Origin of the sequence: Mycolicibacterium novocastrense (genome assembly GCF_001570485.1) — a bacterium.
GTDB lineage: Bacteria > Actinomycetota > Actinomycetes > Mycobacteriales > Mycobacteriaceae > Mycobacterium > Mycobacterium novocastrense.
The window spans coordinates 1-17,513 of record NZ_BCTA01000021.1; the positions used below are offsets into that span (position 1 = coordinate 1).

18 protein-coding genes and 2 pseudogenes are annotated in these 17,513 nt (G+C 66.5%); 16 read left to right on the forward strand and 4 right to left on the reverse strand.

Going from position 1 to position 17,513, the window contains the following annotated elements; all coding sequences use genetic code 11:
• The first annotated feature begins 370 nt into the window (after positions 1-370).
• From RMCN_RS06130 to RMCN_RS06175, 10 genes are all read left to right on the forward strand, one after another.
• Positions 371-940: a hypothetical protein gene (locus RMCN_RS06130; protein WP_067387859.1), complete on the forward strand. Its 570-nt coding sequence runs from the start codon at positions 371-373 to the stop codon at positions 938-940.
• Between the two features lie 167 nt (positions 941-1,107).
• Positions 1,108-2,178 (forward strand): nucleoside triphosphate pyrophosphohydrolase, encoded by a 1,071-nt coding sequence (locus RMCN_RS06135; protein ID WP_064412045.1) that lies wholly within the window; start codon positions 1,108-1,110, stop codon positions 2,176-2,178.
• Between the two features lie 103 nt (positions 2,179-2,281).
• A complete protein-coding gene (locus tag RMCN_RS06140; protein WP_064350552.1) occupies positions 2,282-3,013 on the forward strand; it encodes a lytic transglycosylase domain-containing protein in 732 nt (243 codons plus the stop codon).
• An 86-nt stretch (positions 3,014-3,099) separates the two neighbouring features.
• Positions 3,100-4,389 carry a phosphopyruvate hydratase gene (gene eno, locus RMCN_RS06145; RefSeq protein WP_067387860.1) on the forward strand — a complete coding sequence of 430 codons (1,290 nt, stop codon included), beginning with the start codon at positions 3,100-3,102 and terminating at the stop codon, positions 4,387-4,389.
• Between the two features lie 14 nt (positions 4,390-4,403).
• Complete coding sequence (locus RMCN_RS06150) at positions 4,404-5,096, forward strand: FtsB family cell division protein (RefSeq protein WP_067387861.1); 693 nt, start codon at positions 4,404-4,406, stop codon at positions 5,094-5,096.
• The gene (locus tag RMCN_RS06155; protein ID WP_067387862.1) at positions 5,089-5,586 is read left to right on the forward strand and encodes a DUF501 domain-containing protein; all 498 of its coding nucleotides are present in this window, start codon (positions 5,089-5,091) and stop codon (positions 5,584-5,586) included. Before RMCN_RS06150 ends, RMCN_RS06155 begins: the two co-directional genes overlap by 8 nt.
• The gene (locus tag RMCN_RS06160) at positions 5,579-6,532 is read left to right on the forward strand and encodes a Ppx/GppA phosphatase family protein (RefSeq protein WP_067387863.1); all 954 of its coding nucleotides are present in this window, start codon (positions 5,579-5,581) and stop codon (positions 6,530-6,532) included. The genes RMCN_RS06155 and RMCN_RS06160 overlap by 8 nt, the downstream gene beginning before the upstream one ends.
• A gap of 104 nt (positions 6,533-6,636) precedes the next feature.
• Positions 6,637-7,662 (forward strand): Acg family FMN-binding oxidoreductase, encoded by a 1,026-nt coding sequence (locus RMCN_RS06165; protein ID WP_067387864.1) that lies wholly within the window; start codon positions 6,637-6,639, stop codon positions 7,660-7,662.
• Between the two features lie 105 nt (positions 7,663-7,767).
• Positions 7,768-8,754: an Acg family FMN-binding oxidoreductase gene (locus RMCN_RS06170; RefSeq protein WP_067387865.1), complete on the forward strand. Its 987-nt coding sequence runs from the start codon at positions 7,768-7,770 to the stop codon at positions 8,752-8,754.
• Between the two features lie 146 nt (positions 8,755-8,900).
• Entirely contained in the window at positions 8,901-9,791 is an 891-nt protein-coding gene (locus RMCN_RS06175) for a universal stress protein (protein WP_067387866.1), read from the forward strand.
• 7 nt (positions 9,792-9,798) lie between these two features.
• Here RMCN_RS06175 and dosR read toward each other — a convergent pair whose 3' ends face one another.
• Both dosR and RMCN_RS06185 read right to left on the reverse strand, forming a co-directional pair.
• On the reverse strand, positions 9,799-10,449 hold the full coding sequence (gene dosR, locus RMCN_RS06180; RefSeq protein ID WP_064401539.1) for a hypoxia response regulator transcription factor DosR/DevR: 651 nt from the start codon (positions 10,447-10,449) through the stop codon (positions 9,799-9,801).
• A gap of 60 nt (positions 10,450-10,509) precedes the next feature.
• Positions 10,510-11,523: an Acg family FMN-binding oxidoreductase gene (locus RMCN_RS06185; RefSeq protein ID WP_067387867.1), complete on the reverse strand. Its 1,014-nt coding sequence runs from the start codon at positions 11,521-11,523 to the stop codon at positions 10,510-10,512.
• Positions 11,524-11,629: 106 nt separating this feature from the next.
• On the opposite strand from RMCN_RS06185, the gene RMCN_RS06190 reads away from it, so the two are divergent.
• The 6 genes and pseudogenes from RMCN_RS06190 (at position 11,630) to RMCN_RS06215 (ending at position 16,314) form a co-directional block, all read left to right on the forward strand.
• On the forward strand, positions 11,630-11,845 hold the full coding sequence (locus RMCN_RS06190) for a hypothetical protein (RefSeq protein WP_131808533.1): 216 nt from the start codon (positions 11,630-11,632) through the stop codon (positions 11,843-11,845).
• Between the two features lie 55 nt (positions 11,846-11,900).
• A complete protein-coding gene (locus tag RMCN_RS06195) occupies positions 11,901-13,259 on the forward strand; it encodes a WS/DGAT/MGAT family O-acyltransferase (protein WP_067387869.1) in 1,359 nt (452 codons plus the stop codon).
• A 1-nt stretch (position 13,260) separates the two neighbouring features.
• Positions 13,261-14,136 (forward strand): universal stress protein, encoded by an 876-nt coding sequence (locus RMCN_RS06200; protein ID WP_067387870.1) that lies wholly within the window; start codon positions 13,261-13,263, stop codon positions 14,134-14,136.
• Between the two features lie 68 nt (positions 14,137-14,204).
• Positions 14,205-15,155 carry an alpha/beta hydrolase gene (locus RMCN_RS06205; protein ID WP_267886968.1) on the forward strand — a complete coding sequence of 317 codons (951 nt, stop codon included), beginning with the start codon at positions 14,205-14,207 and terminating at the stop codon, positions 15,153-15,155.
• A 48-nt stretch (positions 15,156-15,203) separates the two neighbouring features.
• Positions 15,204-15,371 (forward strand): annotated as a pseudogene (locus tag RMCN_RS06210) (sigma 54 modulation/S30EA ribosomal C-terminal domain-containing protein); the annotation flags it as partial.
• Between the two features lie 49 nt (positions 15,372-15,420).
• The gene (locus tag RMCN_RS06215; protein ID WP_084377210.1) at positions 15,421-16,314 is read left to right on the forward strand and encodes a universal stress protein; all 894 of its coding nucleotides are present in this window, start codon (positions 15,421-15,423) and stop codon (positions 16,312-16,314) included.
• Here the strand turns inward: RMCN_RS06215 and RMCN_RS06220 are convergent.
• A pseudogene (locus RMCN_RS06220) lies at positions 16,243-16,422 on the reverse strand (universal stress protein); the annotation flags it as partial. The gene RMCN_RS06215 and the pseudogene RMCN_RS06220 overlap by 72 nt on opposite strands.
• Before the next feature lie 42 nt (positions 16,423-16,464).
• Positions 16,465-17,340 carry a universal stress protein gene (locus RMCN_RS06225; RefSeq protein ID WP_067387872.1) on the reverse strand — a complete coding sequence of 292 codons (876 nt, stop codon included), beginning with the start codon at positions 17,338-17,340 and terminating at the stop codon, positions 16,465-16,467.
• Between the last annotated feature and the right edge of the window lie 173 nt (positions 17,341-17,513).

A 17,513-nucleotide genomic window follows, 5' to 3' on the forward strand; every position in this document is an offset into this window, starting at 1 on the left:
CCCACCCGGCGACACGGGACCACCAAGCACGCCCACAACCCTCCCAGCCCAGTCCCAGCTCAGTTCCCACGCCCGAGTTCGCCCGCATCACCCTGGGCGAAAAATCGAGGCTAGCGCCAGGTCAAAGCGTCTGTACAGCTGTTCAGCCGTCAGTCGGACCGGGATCCGCTGTTAACGCACCGTCGCGCCGACCCGACATACACGTCGGGGGGTCAAGGTGTTGCTTGCCCATTGAACCGAGGGAGTCGTCCAAACCGAGGGCGTCGATCACCTATGACAGGTGATTTAAGCAATTTCCTAAACCGAACATCACACGATGCCATCGAGGAATCGGTGCGTGTCGCGATGACGCAAGGCGAAGGAGTTTTCGATGGACTTCAAGAAATTGGCAGTGACCACCACGATGACCGGTGCACTCGGACTCGGCGCGCTCGGTTTGAGCGCAGGTATCGCACAGGCCCAGCCGGACCTGCCGCAGCCGCCTCCGATCCCGGTGCCCGAGGTCCACATCCCCGATGTGAACGTTCCGGGTGTGAACGTGCCGGATGTGAACGTTCCGGGTGTGAATGTGCCGGATGTGAACGTTCCGGGCGTGAACGTTCCCGATGTGAACGTTCCGAACGTCGACGTCCCCGACGTCGACGTGCCGCGGGTGAACGTGCCCGATGTGGACCTGCCGCGGGTGAACGCGCCCGATGTGGACCTGCCCGAGGTGCAGTTCCCCGAGGTGGACAACTACTTCAAGCTGCCGAACGGGCACATCCCGCCGGGTCAGCTGAAGAACTCGCCGTTCATCAACGGGGTTCCGAACCCCTTCTACGGAATCCCTCCCGGCCAGCTGAAGAAGCTGCCGGAGGTGAACGGGATCGTCAACCCGTTCTTCGATGAGAAGCCGGGTCACTGGGTGATCCCGGATGACCTGATCGAGCCGGCGTCCTGAGCCACGCAGTAAGGGACACGATGGCCGTCCTGCCGCCAGGCAGGGCGGCCATCGCCGGTCCGGGTGCCGAGAGAGGCGGCCAGGGTTCACCGGCTACGGCGTCCACCGAGGTGTTGGTATAACCGAGGTCAGCGGTTCCGACAAAGCGCGTGAGGGGGTGTAGCCCGATGACCGTTGTCTTGGTCGACCCCCGGCGCCCGTCCTTGATCCCGATCGACGCGATCGATCTGTTGTCCGGCGACGTCCAGTACACCGAGGAGATGCCGATCAAGGTGCCCTGGTCGTTGCCCGCCGCGCGGCCCGCCTACGACGGTGAGGATGCGCCGGTGCTGCTGTCCTCGGATCCGCAACATCCCGCGGTCAAAGCCCGGTTGGCCGCCGGTGACAGGCTGATCTCGGCGCCCGAGGCCGCCCCCGGAGAACGTCTGGTCGACGCCGTGGCGATGATGGACAAGCTGCGCACCTCCGGGCCGTGGGAGAGCGAACAGACGCACGACTCGCTGCGCCGCTACCTGCTCGAGGAAACCTACGAGGTGTTCGACGCCGTGCACAGCGGTGACGCCGACGCGCTGCGCGATGAACTCGGAGACGTGTTGCTGCAGGTGCTTTTTCACGCCCGCATCGCCGAAGACGCACCGCAGAATTCGTTCGGTATCGATGACGTCGCCGACGCACTGGTACGTAAGTTGGGCAACCGCGTACCCGCGGTGCTCGCCGGGGAGCCGATCTCGCTGGACGATCAACTCGCCCAGTGGGAGGAGCGCAAGGCGCTGGAGAAGAAGGCGAAGCGGGCGCATTCCACGATGGACGACGTGCCCACCGCTCAGCCCGCTTTGGCCCTGGCGCAGAAGGTGATTGAGCGCGTCAGCGCGGCGGGGATGCCCGCCGACCTGATCCCCGGCGCCGTCACGTCGGTGACGGTGGCCGTGGGCAGCGATGCCGAGAACGCTTTGCGTTCGGCGGTTTTGGAGTTCATGGATACGGTGCGACGGGTGGAACGGGCGATCGCCGTCGATCGTCGCGGGGACGAAGTGCCCGAGGAACTCGACGACACGCCGCTGGGCACCGTGACCGAAGACGAGTGGCGCGCGCACTGGCCGTCCGCCGGCGCAGACGAAACGGACGGCGAGGACGATGCGATGGAACTTGACGAGACCGATGACGACGCCGACGAAACCAACGAGGCAGCGGTGGCCGATGAGGCTGCTGAGGCCGAAGTTGCCGATTCCGCGTCGTGATCCGGTGAAAATTTTGTGCATCCGAATCGCTCCCCACGCTGAGCCGCGACGTCCCGAACACGTGGGACCATGGGCAGCGACCGAAGTTGGTTGAGGGAGTTTGGTGTCGCCGGTGCGTTGGCTGCGTGCTGTCGCCGTTCTAGGAGCGACGGCGCTGCTCTTGGCTTCTAGCTGCTCGTGGCAGCTCGGGACGCCCATCCCTGAGGGCGTTCCGCCGCCACCGGGCGATCCGGTGCCCGCAATCGACACCTACGCCAAGGGCCGCCCGGCCGATCAACTTCACGAATGGGCCGCCGAACGCGCGCCCAAGCTGGGGATCCCGGTCGCCGCGCTGGAGGCGTACGCCTATGCCGCCCGGGTGGCCGAGGTGGAGAACCCCGACTGCAAGCTGGCCTGGACGACCCTGGCCGGGATCGGGCAGGTGGAAAGCCATCACGGGACCTACCGCGGCGCGGCGATCGGAGCGAACGGGGACGTCGAACCACCCATCCGGGGTGTCTGGCTCGACGGCACCAACGGCAACCTCGAGATCTTCGACGACTCCGCAATCAGCCATGACGGTGACTCCAAACACGCCCGCGCGATGGGCCCGATGCAGTTCATCCCCGAGACGTGGGGGCACTACGGCGTCGATGCCAACAACGACGGCGAGGTCAGCGCCGACAACATGGACGACGCCGCACTCTCCGCGGCGGGCTATCTGTGCTGGACCGGCAAGGATCTGGCCACGCCGCGCGGATGGATGAACGCGCTGCGCGCCTACAACCATTCCGACCAGTACGCCAGAACGGTCCGCGACTGGGCGACCGCCTACGCCAACGGGCACCCCCTCTAGACACGCCTGCCGAACTGGGAGGCTCTAGGCTCGTCGGTTGACGCGGAAACATCGCCCCCACCACCGAGGACACCAAGGAGACGCCAGTGCCCACTATCGATCAGGTCGGAGCCCGAGAGATCCTCGACTCCCGGGGAAACCCGACGGTCGAGGTCGAGGTTCTGCTGGGCGACGGGTCGTTCGCCCGCGCCGCCGTACCGTCGGGCGCCTCGACGGGCGAACACGAAGCGGTGGAACTCCGCGACGGCGGCTCACGCTACGGCGGTAAGGGCGTGGAGAAGGCGGTCGAGGCGGTGCTCGACGAGATCGCCCCGGCCATCATCGGCCTGCAGGCCGACGACCAGCGCCTCGTCGACCAGGCGCTGCTCGATCTCGACGGCACGCCCGACAAGTCGCGGCTCGGCGCCAACGCGATCCTGGGCGCCTCGTTGGCTGTGGCCAGGGCCGCGGCCCAGGCGGCCGATCTCGATCTGTTCCGGTACCTCGGTGGCCCGAACGCCCACATCCTCCCGGTGCCGATGATGAACATCCTCAACGGCGGCGCACACGCCGACACCGGTGTCGACGTGCAGGAGTTCATGGTCGCCCCGATCGGCGCGGCGTCGTTCAAGGAGGCGCTGCGCTGGGGCGCGGAGGTCTACCACTCGCTGAAGGCGGTGCTCAAGGCGCAGGGCCTGGCGACCGGGCTCGGCGACGAAGGCGGATTCGCCCCCGACGTCGCGGGCACCACGGCCGCACTCGACCTGATCCTGTCGGCCGTCGAGTCCGCCGGGTTCAAGGCCGGCTCGGATATCGCGCTCGCACTCGACGTCGCGGCGACCGAGTTCCACTCCGACGGGCAGGGCTACAAGTTCGAGAACGAGTTGCGCACCGCCGAACAAATGGGCACCTTCTACGCGGGTCTGCTCGACACGTATCCGTTGGTGTCGATCGAGGATCCGCTGTCGGAGGACGACTGGGACGGCTGGGTCGCGCTGACGTCGGCCATCGGGGACCGCGTGCAGCTCGTCGGCGACGACCTGTTCGTCACCAACCCGGAGCGACTCGAAGACGGCATCCAAAGGGGCGCCGCCAACGCGCTCTTGGTGAAGGTGAACCAGATCGGCACGCTGACCGAGACGCTCGACGCTGTGGCGCTCGCCCACAACAGCGGCTACCGCACGATGATGAGCCATCGCAGCGGCGAGACCGAGGACACCACGATCGCCGATCTCTCCGTTGCGGTGGGCAGCGGCCAGATCAAGACCGGTGCACCCGCCCGCAGTGAGCGCGTCGCCAAGTACAACCAGCTGCTGCGCATCGAAGAGAACCTCGGCGACGCCGCCCGCTACGCCGGCGACCTCGCTTTCCCGCGGTTCGCCATGGAAACGAGATAGTCCGGTAACGGCCCGTGCCCGAAGCGAAACGGCCCGACCCCAAGCGCCGGTCACCGACCTCCCGACCCGCAAAGTCGGGCAAGGCCGGTGGCGCCGGGAAGGGCCGTGCGCGAATCGCGGCACGCCGCGAGGCCCGCGCCACCGAATCGCGGCCGGCGACGGACGCGCCGACAGAGGCTCAGACCAAATCTGCAGAAACCGGCGTCATCATCCGCCGTGCCACAGAATCGGCCGAGCAACAATCCGAGCAGCGGTTCGGATCCGCAGCGCGGCGCGCGGCGATCCTCGCGGCGGTGGTGTGCGTGCTGACGCTGACGATCGCAGGGCCGGTCCGCACCTATTTCGCACAGCGCACCGAGATGAAGCAACTCAAAGCCACCGAACAGCAGTTGCGGGCACAGATCGCCGATCTCGAACAGCAGAAGGTGAAGCTGGCCGATCCGGTGTTCATCGCCGCGCAGGCCCGTGAGCGGCTCGGTTTCGTGATGCCGGGCGAGATCCCGTACCAGGTGCAGCTGCCTCCCGGCGCGGTGGTGCCGGGCACACCCGATCAGGAACCGGAGGCCGTCAACCGCGGCCAGCCGTGGTACACGGCGTTGTGGCACACGATCGCCGATGAGCCACATGGGATCACCCCCGGTCCCGTGCCCGGGGTGCCTCCGCCCGCACCCGATGTGCCGCCGGCCCCACCCGCTCCCGGTGGTTGACCCCGCGGATCTCGACGCCGTCGCGCGCCAGCTCGGGCGCACGCCGCGCGGTGTCCTGGAGATCGCTTACCGATGCCCCAACGGCGAACCCGGTGTCGTCAAGACCGCGCCGAAACTCCCTGACGGAACGCCGTTTCCGACGTTGTACTACCTCACCCATCCCGCGCTGACCGCCGCCGCCAGCAGGCTGGAATCCTCAGGCATGATGCGGGAGATGACCGAGCGGCTGCGCAGCGACCCCGACTTGGCTCGGGCGTACCGGGAGGCCCACGAGTCGTATCTCGCCGAGCGCGACGCCATCGAACCTCTCGGGACGACGTTCTCCGGCGGCGGCATGCCGGATCGGGTCAAGTGCCTGCACGTGCTGATCGCCCACTCGTTGGCGAAGGGGCCGGGCACCAATCCGTTCGGCGACGAGGCGCTGGCGGCACTGGCCGACGATCCCGCGATGGAAGGCATTCTCGATCCCGAAAGGTGGGCCCATGAGTAGGGTCGGCGCCATTGACTGCGGTACCAACTCGATCCGCCTGCTGATCGCCGACCGGGTCGCCGGCCCCGCCGGCCGAAAGCTGGCCGATGTGCACCGCGAGATGCGCATCGTCCGGCTGGGCCAAGGTGTCGACGCCACAGGGCAATTCACGCCGGAGGCGCTCTCGCGTACGGAGTCGGCCCTGGCCGACTATGCCGACCTGATGCGTCACCACGGCGTCGACAAGGTCCGGATGGTGGCGACGTCGGCGACCAGGGATGCCGCGAACCGTGACGTGTTCTTCGCGATGACGGCCGAGGTGCTGGGGACCGTGGTGCCCGGTGCCGTCGCCGAGGTGATCACCGGCGCCGAGGAGGCCGCGTTGTCGTTCAACGGCGCGGTCGGCGAACTGGACGCGGCCGCAGCGCCTTTCGTGGTTGTCGACTTGGGCGGCGGGTCGACCGAAGTGGTGCTCGGCAGCGACGAGATGACCGCCGGCTATTCGGCCGACATCGGGTGCGTCCGGCTCACCGAACGCTGCCTGCACTCCGATCCGCCTACCGCAGAGGAGATCGCCGCGGCGCGTGATGCGGTGCGGGAAGGGCTGCTCGAGGCGTTCCGGGCGGTGCCCGTCGAACAGGCCCGCACCTGGGTCGGCGTGGCGGGCACCATGACCACGCTGTCGGCGCTGGCGCACAAGATGCCGGTCTACGACTCGGATGCCATTCACCTGTCCCGTGTTCCGTTCGCCGAACTGCTGAGCGTGTGCGAGGGGCTGATCGCGATGCCGCGAGCCCAACGCGCACAGCTCGGGCCGATGCACGAGGGCCGCGTCGACGTCATCGGCGGCGGGGCGATCATCGTCGAGGAACTGGCCGACGCGTTGCGGCAGCGCGCGGGTATCGAAGAGTTGGTCGTCAGCGAGCACGACATCCTCGACGGCATCGCGCTGTCGATCGCCGGCTGAGCGTCGACCGCCCGGAAAACGCGCCGTTCGGCGGGCCAGGAGTACCTCGAGAAGGGGACTTCTTGCCCTGTTTCCTTCTCGGCTGTCGGCGCATCCTTTGTCATGTGACTGCTTTCTTCGAGACCACCGGGCCGCCGACAGCCGAATTTCCCGATGCCGAGACGCTACGGACGGTGTTGTCGTTGGCGACCCGAGCTCCTTCCGTGCACAACTCGCAGCCCTGGTACTGGAAAGTGGGCGACGAGAGTCTGCATCTCTACGCTGACCGGTCGCGCCATCTGGCCAAGACGGACGCCGACGAGCGTGACTTGATGGTCAGCTGCGGGATGGCGCTGCACCACGCCATCGTGGCGCTGGCGGCTGTGGGTTGGCGAGCCCGGGTCCACCGGTTTCCCAACCCCGCCGATCCCGATCACCTCGCCTCGTTCGAAGTGAGCCCCGCCGATCCCATCACCGCCGACATCGCCTTGGCGGCCGCCATTCCGCAACGCCGGACCGACCGCCGCCACTTCGGCCCTTGGCCGGTGTCGATGGTCGACATCGCGAAGATCGGAGCCAGGCTCGCCAGGACGGGAATCCTGATGCGACGCGTCGAGATGTCCATGGACATCAGGGCAATCGTTGCGCAGGCGGTGTGGCAACACACCCACGACGATGCGTATCTGGCCGAACTCGCCGCCTGGAGCGGAAGGCACGCCGCGACGTCGGGCATTCCGGCGCGCAGCATCCCCGAATCCGACCCCACGGCCTCCCTCCCGGGCCGACTCTTTCCCGGTGGGTCATTGGCGCAACCGCAGGGCGCCTCCGCGCACGAAGACCACGCGATCCTGTTGGCGCTGGGATCTGTGGCCGACGACGATCTATCCCGGTTGCGGGCGGGTGAGGCGTCGAGCCTGCTGCTGTTGACCGCCACCTCCATGGGCTTGGCCAGCTGCCCGGTATCCGAGCCGCTCGAGATTGCAGAAACGCGGCGAGCGCTCAGGGACGAGGTGTTCGACGGCCGGGAGTACCCGCAGATGATGTTCCGGATCGGTTGGGCGCCCGTCGGCGCCGATCCGCTGCTGTCGACACCGCGGCGCCCTCTCAGCGAGGTCGTCGGCCCCCTCGACAGTGTCCCCGCGAACCTGTGATCCTGTGCGCCCGGTAGAAGTTGGAGGACGTGATGAGCATCTCGATCGTCGCTACTCACCAGCGCGGCCCCGCTGCGATCATCGAATCACCTTGGGGCGCATAGCATGAACGCACACCACCCGAACGCCGAAACCATCCGCTCCGCACTGATGCTGGCGGTGAAGGCGCCGTCGGTGCACAACACCCAGCCGTGGCGTTGGCGGGCCGGCGAGCACAGCGTCCACCTCTACGTCGACCGCCGACTGCATCTGCCACACACCGACCCCGATTCCCGGGATCTCATGCTCAGCTGCGGTGCCTCACTGAACCACTGCCAGATCGGCTTCGCCGCGCTGGGCTGGCGCGCCGAGGTGCACCGTTTTCCCAACCCGGACGACCCGAATCACCTCGCGGCCCTCGAACTTCATCGGCACGACCCCACTGAAGCCGACATCGCGCTCGCCGCGGCCATTCCGCGACGGCGAACCGACCGCCGCCGGTACGGCTCATCGAAGGTTGCACCCGCAGACCTCGCCTTGATCGCGACCCGGGCAGCCGCGGCCGGTGCGACCGTGCGTCAGGTGGACGATCTTTCCTCACTGAGGAGTCTCGTGAGCGAGGCGGCTCGACGCCATGCTGCCGACCACGGCTATGCCGCCGAACTCGCCACGTGGAGCGGTAAATACGCGGCAACCGCGGGAGTACCGGCGCGCAGCGCGCCCAAAGCCGACGGCAGCATCTCGGCGCGGACGTTCGCGGGCGCGAGTCTTGCCCAACCGGTGGGCTCCGAAGCCGAGACCGACAACGCCGTGGTCCTCGCTCTCGGCACGGACGATGACAGCGACCTGTCACGATTGCGCGCCGGCGAGGCGGCCAGCCTGGTCCTCCTCACGGCCACCGCGCTGGGATTGTCGAGTTGTCCTATGACGGAGCCATTGGAGGTACCCGAGACCCGCGCTGTTGTCCGGGCGGAGGTCTTCGACGGTGGTCTGTACCCGCAGATGCTGTTGCGGATCGGTTGGGGACTTCTCGGTGCCGATCCGTTGCCGCCCACCCCGCGACGCGCCGTATCCGAAGTCGCCGCGCGACTCGACGGGTCGCCACTGGCGTAATCGTTCGAAGTCGAATGGATTCCGGACCTGGGCCCGGTCCAGGGACTTTCGACCACTTCACCGGTGACGAACGCCTCCGGAACCAGCGGCGCCGCGGCGATACCGTCATGGAGTGGGTTGACGTCCGGCGGTGAGAGGGGCGCGAAATGGCAGCGACGACATCCGATCACGGCATTCTGGTCGCGGTTGACGGATCGCCGGCCGCAAGGGTTGCCACCGACTGGGCTGCGCGAGAAGCCGTGTTACACCGGCTGCCGCTCAAGGTCGTGCACGTCGTCGAATCGCCCGCCGTGCGGATGTGGCCGGAGATGGCCATGCCGGCCGCAGTCACCGAAAGTCTGCGGCGAAGAGGTCACGAATACCTCTCGGCAGCAGTGGAAACCGCCCAACGGGCCACCGGCGTCGAGGATCTGGCGATCACTACCGAGCTGTTGACGGCCGCAGTCCAGCCCACACTCATCGACCTGTCTGGAGAGGCCCGCATGATCGTGGTGGGCTGTCGCGGTCTGGGCTCGATCGGCCGCCGTCTTCTCGGGTCGGTCAGCTGGACCCTCCTACACCACGCCAAGTGCCCTGTCGCAGTCATCCACGACGAGGATCCGCTGATGTCCGAACCGGTTTCGAAGGCACCGGTGGTCGTCGGGATCGACGGCTCACCGGCCTCGGAAGCCGCCACGGCGATCGCATTCGATGAGGCATCCCGCCGCGGAGTGGATCTCGTCGCCGTCCACGCATGGAGCGACATGAGCTACTACGAGTTGCCGGGGTGCGAAGCCGCGGCCCTGCTCCGGGAAGCCGAGGAAACGCTCGGCGAGCGCCTCGCCGGCTGGCAGGAGCAGTATCCCGATGTTCGGATCGAGCGCGTCCTGGTGATGGATCGGCCCGCACACCAGCTGCTCGAGCAATCGGATCGCGCGCAGCTGACGGTCCTGGGCAGCCATGGGCGTGGTGGTTTCGCCGGGATGCTGCTCGGATCCGTCAGCTCGACGGTCGCCGAGTCGGCGCGCATGCCGGTCCTGGTGGTACGACCGTCGTGAGGGGTCATCACATGTCGGGGTCGCGGTGGGACCGCTCCAATTTGGAGATGTAAACGGCAGCCTGGGTGCGTCGTTCCATACCGAGCTTGGCCAACAGCCGCGAAACGTAGTTCTTGACCGTCTTCTCCGCCAGGAACATCCTGGCGGCGATCTGCTTGTTGGTCAGGCCTTCCCCGAGCAGATCCAGCAGGACCCGCTCCTGGTCGCTGAGTTTCGCCAAGGGATCGGAATGTTCAGCTGCTCCACGCAATTTAGCCATCAACGCGGCCGCCGCGCGATTGTCCAGCAACGACCGCCCAGCGCCCACATCCTTGATCGCCTGGGCGAGTTCCATGCCCTTGATGTCTTTGACCACATAGCCGCTGGCGCCGGCCAGAATCGCGTCCAGCATCGCCTCGTCCGAGGTGAACGACGTCAACATCAGGCACCGCAGATCCGGCATGCGGGAGAGAAGGTCCCGACACAGTTCGATGCCGTTGCCGTCCGGGAGTCGTACGTCGAGGACCGCGACATCGGGTTGCAGGGCGGGAATGCGCGCCATTGCCTGCGACACGGAGCCCGCCTCACCGATCACGTCCAAATCCGGATCGGCGCTGAGGAGGTCGATGAGACCGCGCCGGACCACTTCGTGGTCGTCGACCAGAAAGACTTTCACCATGGGTGTCTCACTCCTGAGTTTGCGCCACGGTGTCTCACACTACGGTCTGCGCTTGGCAGATCAAGGCCGAACAGCACCCTTCGGTGGCGGCTGGCGCACTTCGAGCACCTCAGCGGTCGGGCGCCGGGGAGTCGCCGGGGGCCGGTCTTCGATCTCCGGTGCCGTACCGATGCGGATCAACACCTGCGGCGTCGTCTCAGCACCGATCAGCGACGCGACGATGTCCCGGCTCGCCCGCAGCTCGGTGATGTGGGTCAGCGTGCATGAAGCGAGACCGGCCATGGTGGCATCGAGCAGGACCGCCGACAGCATCTCCCCGCATCGAAGCACGCTTTCGCGCTCGTTGTCATAGGTGGACAAAACGACGATCTTCGCCCTGTCCTGCCCGTAGGCCCGGCGCCTGTCTCGTTCGTCGTGAGAAACGGGGAAACTGCGTCCCACGCCGACGTGATCGCTCTCGGCCGCCGTGGGAAGGGAACTCGGTGGGATGCCCTCGCTGACCGGGAAAGGAGCTGTCCACCACTGCAATTCCTCGTGGTAGTAGGGGTCGTAGAAGCGCAGGGACTCGGTCAGTCTGGAGGCCTGAACCAGTTCGGCGCGCAGCTCGTCGGCGATCACATCCAGTCTGACGGCATCTGCGGTGACGCTTCTGCGCAATTGCGCCTCGACGGCCACCCACTCCGGCGGGGCCGCGAAGGGAAGCCGGTCGGTGCGCCGCATCAAGATCGCATCGGCGCGACGACGGTGTCCTTCAGTGACGGATTCCATCGGGGAGAAGTCGACATTCGCCAGGTGCACCGGGCTGTTCGGATTCGGATAGCGTTCGATGCCGGCGTCCCAGCCGGCCGCGGCCATCGCCACCGTGAGGTGGTCGAGCACCGCGCCACAACTCAGCACCGCTTCCCGCCCGGAACGGTCTGTCGAGTACAGGACACGCGTCTTATCGAGGAACAGCTCCGCCGACGTACCGTCGGTCGTCCAATGCCACGGCTGGCTGTTGTGCAACGACGGGGCCCGACACGCCAAGCGTACGGCGTTGGTGATGACATCGGTGCCGACAAGGGTGTCTCGCATAGCTTGATCGTGGGCTCGATTCCCGGCCGAAACCAGGGCCAATGGTCCCATTCATCAGGGCTTCATACCCTGTTCGCCGGTGCCGGCGGGAGTGGACGATCGAGTCATGAGTGCATCGACAGTGGAGGCCGACAACGGCGGTATCGCGCTCCGCAGCCTGGAGTTCGACGACAGTCCCGCCTTCGTCGATGCAACCCCCGCCGTCGCGGCGGCCATCACGACGTGGCCCGGTGACCATCACGGAGGTCATCTGATCGACACCACACGTCCGCTGGCGGACTCGGTCGCCGAAGCGCAGCAGATATGTTGCACCGCAATATGATCGGCGATGGCTGCCACCGGTCAGCTGACCCCATGGCGCACTAAGGAGGGCAATTGTGCAACGCTTGACGACCCTTGACGCGGGCTTCTTGGAGGCAGAGGATTCCGATCGACACGTCAGCCTGGCGGTCGGAGGGCTGTCGATCCTCGAGGGCCCGATGCCGCAGTACGACACGATTGCAGCGGGTTTGTCCGCCAGATTGGCTGACCTGCCGAGGTTTCGGCAGGTGTTGCATACACACCTGCTCGACCTGCAGCCTCCTGAATGGGTCGACGACGATGATCTCGACATCACCCATCACCTGCACCGGGCGGCGCTGCCTGGACCGGGAGACGATCATGCACTGCACAGGTTCGTTGCCGACGTCATGGAGCGGCGCCTGGACCGCGATCGGCCGTTATGGGAGTGCTGGGTAGTCGAAGGTCTCGCCGACGGCAGGTGGGCGATCCTCATGAAGATCCACCACTGCATCGCCGACGGCATCGCCACGATGCACATGTTCTCGTCTCTCGCGGACGGGGGAGAGGGGGAGACATTCGCCACGGAGATTCGCGCGGCGAAAGCAGTCCCGCACCAACGAGTCGCATCGCGGAAATCGGTTCTCAATCCGATGACGTGGCCCGGGGGACTGATGCGGATGGCCACGACGGCGACCAATGCCGCGGTACTGGCCGCCGTGGGCGCTGCCGAAATCGTCAGCGGAATAGTCCGACCCGCCGCCGAGTCTTCACTGAACGGTCCCGTCACGGCGATGCGCAGGTACAGCGCTGCCCGGGTCAGTCGCACCGACGTCACCAAAGTGACCGAAGCCTATGGCGTCACCGTCAACGACGTCGCACTGGCCGCATTGACCGACAGCTACCGCGCCGCGCTCACCCGCCGTGGCGAGAAGCCGTTGCGCACCTCGCTGCGCACACTGGTACCGGTGTCGGTTCGGGCGAACGACGCGGTCGGTATCACCGACAACCGGGTCTCGGTCATGTTGCCGTTCCTGCCCGTGGAGAAGGAGGATCCGGTTGAGCAACTGCGGGCGGTGCACCGTCGTCTGACGAAGGCGAAAGCGAGCGGTCAGCGCGAAGCGGGAAGTATCGCGATGTCAGCGATGAACGCCGTCCCCTTCCCGTTGACCGCATGGTTCGTCCGGACGGTGACTCGCCTGCCCCAGCGCGGCGTCGTCGCCCTGGCGACCAACGTGCCCGGACCGCGCAAGCGGATGACGATACTGGGCCGGGAAGTCCTCCATGTGCTGCCGATTCCGCCGATCGCCCTTCAGTTGCGCACCGGGGTGGCCATCCTCAGTTACGCGGACGAATTGACCTTCGGTGTGACCGCCGACTACGACGCCACCCCCGACGTGGATGAGATCGCCCGCGGTGTGACGGTTGCCATGGCAAAACTCGTGGAGCGGTGTTGACATGGGTGACGTCGTCGTCGGAGTAGACGGGTCGGCGACGGCGGATGCGGCCGTCCGCTGGGCGGCCCACGATGCCGTTCTACGTAGGGTTCCGCTCACGATCGCGCACGCCGCAGAACCGGTGATGGGGACCTGGCTCGGCGTGCCGATTCCGCCGACGGTGTTGGAATCACTAAAGAGAAGCAGCCGTGAGATCCTGCAGCGAGCCGAGCAGCTGGCCATCGACACCGCCGGCCGGGACTTGAAGGTCGTCACGCGAGAGTTTCCGACGGCACCGGTCGCGACGCTCGTAGAAATTTCACGTGACGCCGAGTTGCTGGTGGTCGGTAGTCAGGGAGCCGGCAAGATAGAACGCGCATTGTTGGGCTCGGTCTCCATGGGCGTGCTCCATCGCTGCGAATGCCCTGTCGCGGTCATCCATGCGGTGAGCATGACCGGCGTGTCAGGCGATGACCCACAAGAGGATCCGACCGCGCCCGTGCTGCTCGGGATGGACGGATCCCAAGCCTCGGAGGAGGCCGCCGAAGTGGCTTTTGGCGAGGCGGTACGCCGCGGGGTCGGTCTCGTCGCGCTGCACGCCTGGTGGAGCCCGGGTTCGTTCGAGTTCATGGGTTCGGACTGGGAAACACTACGTGCAGAGGTCGAAGAAGAGTTCGGCACGCAGTTCGGCCGGTGGTGCGAACGTCATCCGGAAGTCGAAACGCACCGCGTTGTCGTGCGTGACCAGCCGGCGCGGGAAATCGTGGAACGATCACGCAGCGCGCAGCTCGTCGTGGTGGGCAGTCACGGTTACGGGGCGATCGCCGGCGCCTTGCTGGGCTCGGTGAGCACGGCGGTCGTGCAGGCGGTTCGGACGCCGGTGATCGTGGCCCGCTGATGAATGGCGATGGGGGTGATGGGATGCCGTACTCGATCCGCCGCGTGTCATTCGGCTCGGGCAGCACAATGGTCGCAGGCCGGCTGTATCTGCCGAGAACGGCTTTGGACGCATCCCCGGGTGTTGTACTGGCACATGGGTTCTCGGCGACGATGGATTGGATCGTGCCGGCATTCGCAGCAACCTTCGCCGAGGGAGGTCTGGCTGCGCTCATCTTCGACTATCGCCATCTGGGCCTCAGCGGAGGAGAGCCGCGGCAACTCATAGACTCGGGCAGGCAACGCGAAGACCTGCGCAACGCCGTGGCGTTCCTGCGTTCGCGGCCGGAAGTCGACGGTGGCCGGGTCGCACTGTGGGGAACGTCGCTCGGCGGAGCCCATGTCATCGAGGTCGCAGCCGCAGATCCCTCTGTCGCCGCTGTAGTCGCGAATGTCCCGGCCATCGATATGTTCCGCGGGATTCGGGGCCGTCATGTCCCTGCGCAAATGCGGGTCGGTGCTGCTCGCGTGTGCAAAGCCACGGCGAGCCTGATGTGGGCCGCCTCGGTCGACACGGTGAGAGGCGCGCTCCGGTTAGAACCGTCCTACATTCCGGTGTACGGCCGCATGGGCCACGCCGTGTTCTGGGATCCCTCGCTTGCCTCGCTGTTCAGCGACCTTGAATCGCATTCGCTCTCATGGCGTAACGAGATCACTCCGAGATTTCTCTTCAAGGCTCCGCGCTATCGTCGAAAGACGTTGCGGCGGCTCACCGCACCGCTGCTTGTCACCGTCGCCCGAGACGACGAGGTGATCTCCACGCGGTTCATCGAGAAGGCGGTCACGGACGCACCCCGATATGAGGTCCACCAATATCCCGTCCGCCATTTCGATATGTACCACGGGGCAATCCGGGACCAACTCGCGGCGGACCACCTCCGATTCATGCAGTGCCATCTGGCGGAATCGAACCCGGTTCGCCAGCATGGTGACCTTCGACCCTCGAATGTGGGCGGTGCCTCGGCTTCAATGAAATCATGACCAGCAGAGCCGAAATCGACACGATCAACCATGTCACGGTGTCGGCAGACCTTGAGTACCCAACCCGCTCCGTGCATCACCGTCGAGCAGGCAATCGAACGGATGGAACTGCGCGGCTTACCTTTTCTGATTTTCATCGATGCCGCACAGGGGCGCGCCGTGGTGCTCTATCACCGTTACGACGGACACTACGGACTCATCAGCCTGGCCGAGTGAGCGACGTGTCGAATAGTCGCCGAACCATGACTGCGAGAGGGGCCTTTCCATGGCTGACGATGAGATGAAGCGCCGCGGTGTCGTGGTCGGCGCCGACGGCTCCGCTTCGGCGAACGCGGCCATCAGATGGGCTGCCCGTGACGCGGCCATGCGCAAGCTTCCGCTCACCGTCGTTCACGCCAACTCGGTGTCCACGGTGGCCGCGGCCATGGTGGCGTGGCCTGCCGGTGAGATCCCCCAGCAAGTCCTCGAGCAAGAGGAAGCCGACGCGCGGGCGATACTCGCGGACGCCGTCGCGTTGGCAAGGGGAAGCCTCGACGACGCGACGGGATTGACCGTAATCGACGAGATGTTCTTCGGCTGGCCCGTCCCGACGCTGATCGACGTCTCCAAGGAGGCTCAGATGGTGGTCGTTGGGTGCCGAGGCCGGACCGGTCTGCGCCGCGCACTGTTGGGGTCCGTGAGCTCTGGACTGATTCATCACGCTCGGTGTCCAGTTGCGATAGTTCACGATGAGGATGCCCCGTCTCCTCGCCTGCCCGTGTTGGTCGGCATCGACGGGTCGCGAGCGTCTGAAGTCGCAACCGCCATAGCCTTCGACGAAGCTTCCCGGCGCGGCGTCGATCTCGTTGCACTGCATGTCTGGAGCGATACCGATATGCCGGCGTTCAGCATGGATTGGGCCGACGTTCTGGCGGCCGCGCGCAGGACGCTGGCGGAGCGCCTCGCAGGTTGGCAGGAACGTTACCCGGACGTGGAGGTCACCACGCTGGTGGAGTTCGAGGGGCCGGCCCGCCAACTGTTGAAGCAGTCGGATCATGCGCAGCTGGTCGTCGTCGGGAGTCACGGCCGCGGTGGTTTCGCGGGGATGCTACTTGGATCGGTGAGCACCGCTCTGGCCGCGGCGGCCCACGTTCCGGTCATCGTGGCCCGCGGGAAATGAGTTCGGGGGCACGTTGTGACACACCATCACGGGAATGGGACTGTGGTGCAGCATGTTCAAGCTTGTTGAGCCCAGCAGCGTGCCGGCCAGCGCGTTGCGGCGGCGGGTTCGAGGAACTAGGTTACTTCGAGTCGTCCGAACCGCCCCCGGTCATCGGGGTCGAACGACGATCACGGGTGCCGCGGCCGCGTGCGCCACCTTGCCCGCAACGGAGCCGAGTAGCAGGCCCGCGAATCCGCCGCGGCCGTGACTGCCGACAACTACGAGTTGCGCCTCCTGTGACGTGTCGACGAGCCAGCGCGCGGGCTGGTCGCAGACGATTCGGCGGTGAACGGGAACGTCTGGGTACTGCTCCTGCCATCCGGCTAAGCGTTCGGCCAGGATTTCGTGGCCTTGGTCCTCGTATCGGTGCCAGTCCATTCCGAGAGCCGGAAAGACCCCGACATCACTCCAGGCGTGCAGGGCCACGAGGTCGACACCGCGCCGTGAAGCCTCCTCGAAGGCCAGCGCCGTGGCGCCCTCCGATGCGGGTGATCCGTCGACACCCAACAGCACCGGCAGGCTCCGGTCGGCCGCCCTGCCGTACTCGGCGTGCACCACCGCCACCGGACCGTGCCCGTGGTGCAGCAGGCCGCTGCTGACCGAACCAACGACGGCCCGTCCGATCGCTCCGAGGCCCCGAGTGCCCACCACGGTCATAACGGCGTCGCGCGAGGCCTCCGCGAGCGCCCACGGCGGACTCGAATTGACAACGCGAGCCTCGATTTTCGGGGCAGGCGAGTCGCCTGCACCGGTGTGGACAGTCTTCTGGGCCTTCTCGAGCACGTCCCGGGCGTTCACCTCTTGCGCCTCGAGGTAACTGGCGTCGAGGAGTCCCCCCGGCCACGTCGTGATCACCGGGGGGATCGCGTGCACCAAGGTGATCGGCTGCTCACGCATTACCGCCTCCTTCGTCGCCCAACCGATGGCGGCGTCCGACTCCGCCGATCCGTCGACGCCGACAACGATTCCACTCTTCTCGGTCATGCCCCTTGGCTCCTCACTTCTTCGGAAAGCGGGCACTGATATAGGTGGTCGCGATCGCCATCACCGCGACGATGACGGCGATCAGCACTAGCCTCGATTTTTCGCCCAGGGTGATGCGGGCGAACTCGGGCGTGGGAACTGAGCTGGGACTGGGCTGGGAGGGTTGTGGGCGT

Excerpts from the sequence above, each read along its gene's own strand:
- RMCN_RS06130 (WP_067387859.1), top strand. The coding sequence starts at position 371 with ATGGACTTCAAGAAATTGGCAGTGACCACCACGATGACCGGTGCACTC.
- RMCN_RS06135 (WP_064412045.1), top strand. The coding sequence starts at position 1,108 with ATGACCGTTGTCTTGGTCGACCCCCGGCGCCCGTCCTTGATCCCGATC.
- RMCN_RS06160 (WP_067387863.1), top strand. The coding sequence starts at position 5,579 with ATGAGTAGGGTCGGCGCCATTGACTGCGGTACCAACTCGATCCGCCTG.
- RMCN_RS06170 (WP_067387865.1), top strand. The coding sequence starts at position 7,768 with ATGAACGCACACCACCCGAACGCCGAAACCATCCGCTCCGCACTGATG.
- RMCN_RS06175 (WP_067387866.1), top strand. The coding sequence starts at position 8,901 with ATGGCAGCGACGACATCCGATCACGGCATTCTGGTCGCGGTTGACGGA.
- dosR (WP_064401539.1), bottom strand. The coding sequence starts at position 10,449 with ATGGTGAAAGTCTTTCTGGTCGACGACCACGAAGTGGTCCGGCGCGGT.
- RMCN_RS06185 (WP_067387867.1), bottom strand. The coding sequence starts at position 11,523 with ATGCGAGACACCCTTGTCGGCACCGATGTCATCACCAACGCCGTACGC.
- RMCN_RS06190 (WP_131808533.1), top strand. The coding sequence starts at position 11,630 with ATGAGTGCATCGACAGTGGAGGCCGACAACGGCGGTATCGCGCTCCGC.
- RMCN_RS06200 (WP_067387870.1), top strand. The coding sequence starts at position 13,261 with ATGGGTGACGTCGTCGTCGGAGTAGACGGGTCGGCGACGGCGGATGCG.
- RMCN_RS06205 (WP_267886968.1), top strand. The coding sequence starts at position 14,205 with ATGGTCGCAGGCCGGCTGTATCTGCCGAGAACGGCTTTGGACGCATCC.
- RMCN_RS06215 (WP_084377210.1), top strand. The coding sequence starts at position 15,421 with ATGGCTGACGATGAGATGAAGCGCCGCGGTGTCGTGGTCGGCGCCGAC.
- RMCN_RS06225 (WP_067387872.1), bottom strand. The coding sequence starts at position 17,340 with ATGACCGAGAAGAGTGGAATCGTTGTCGGCGTCGACGGATCGGCGGAG.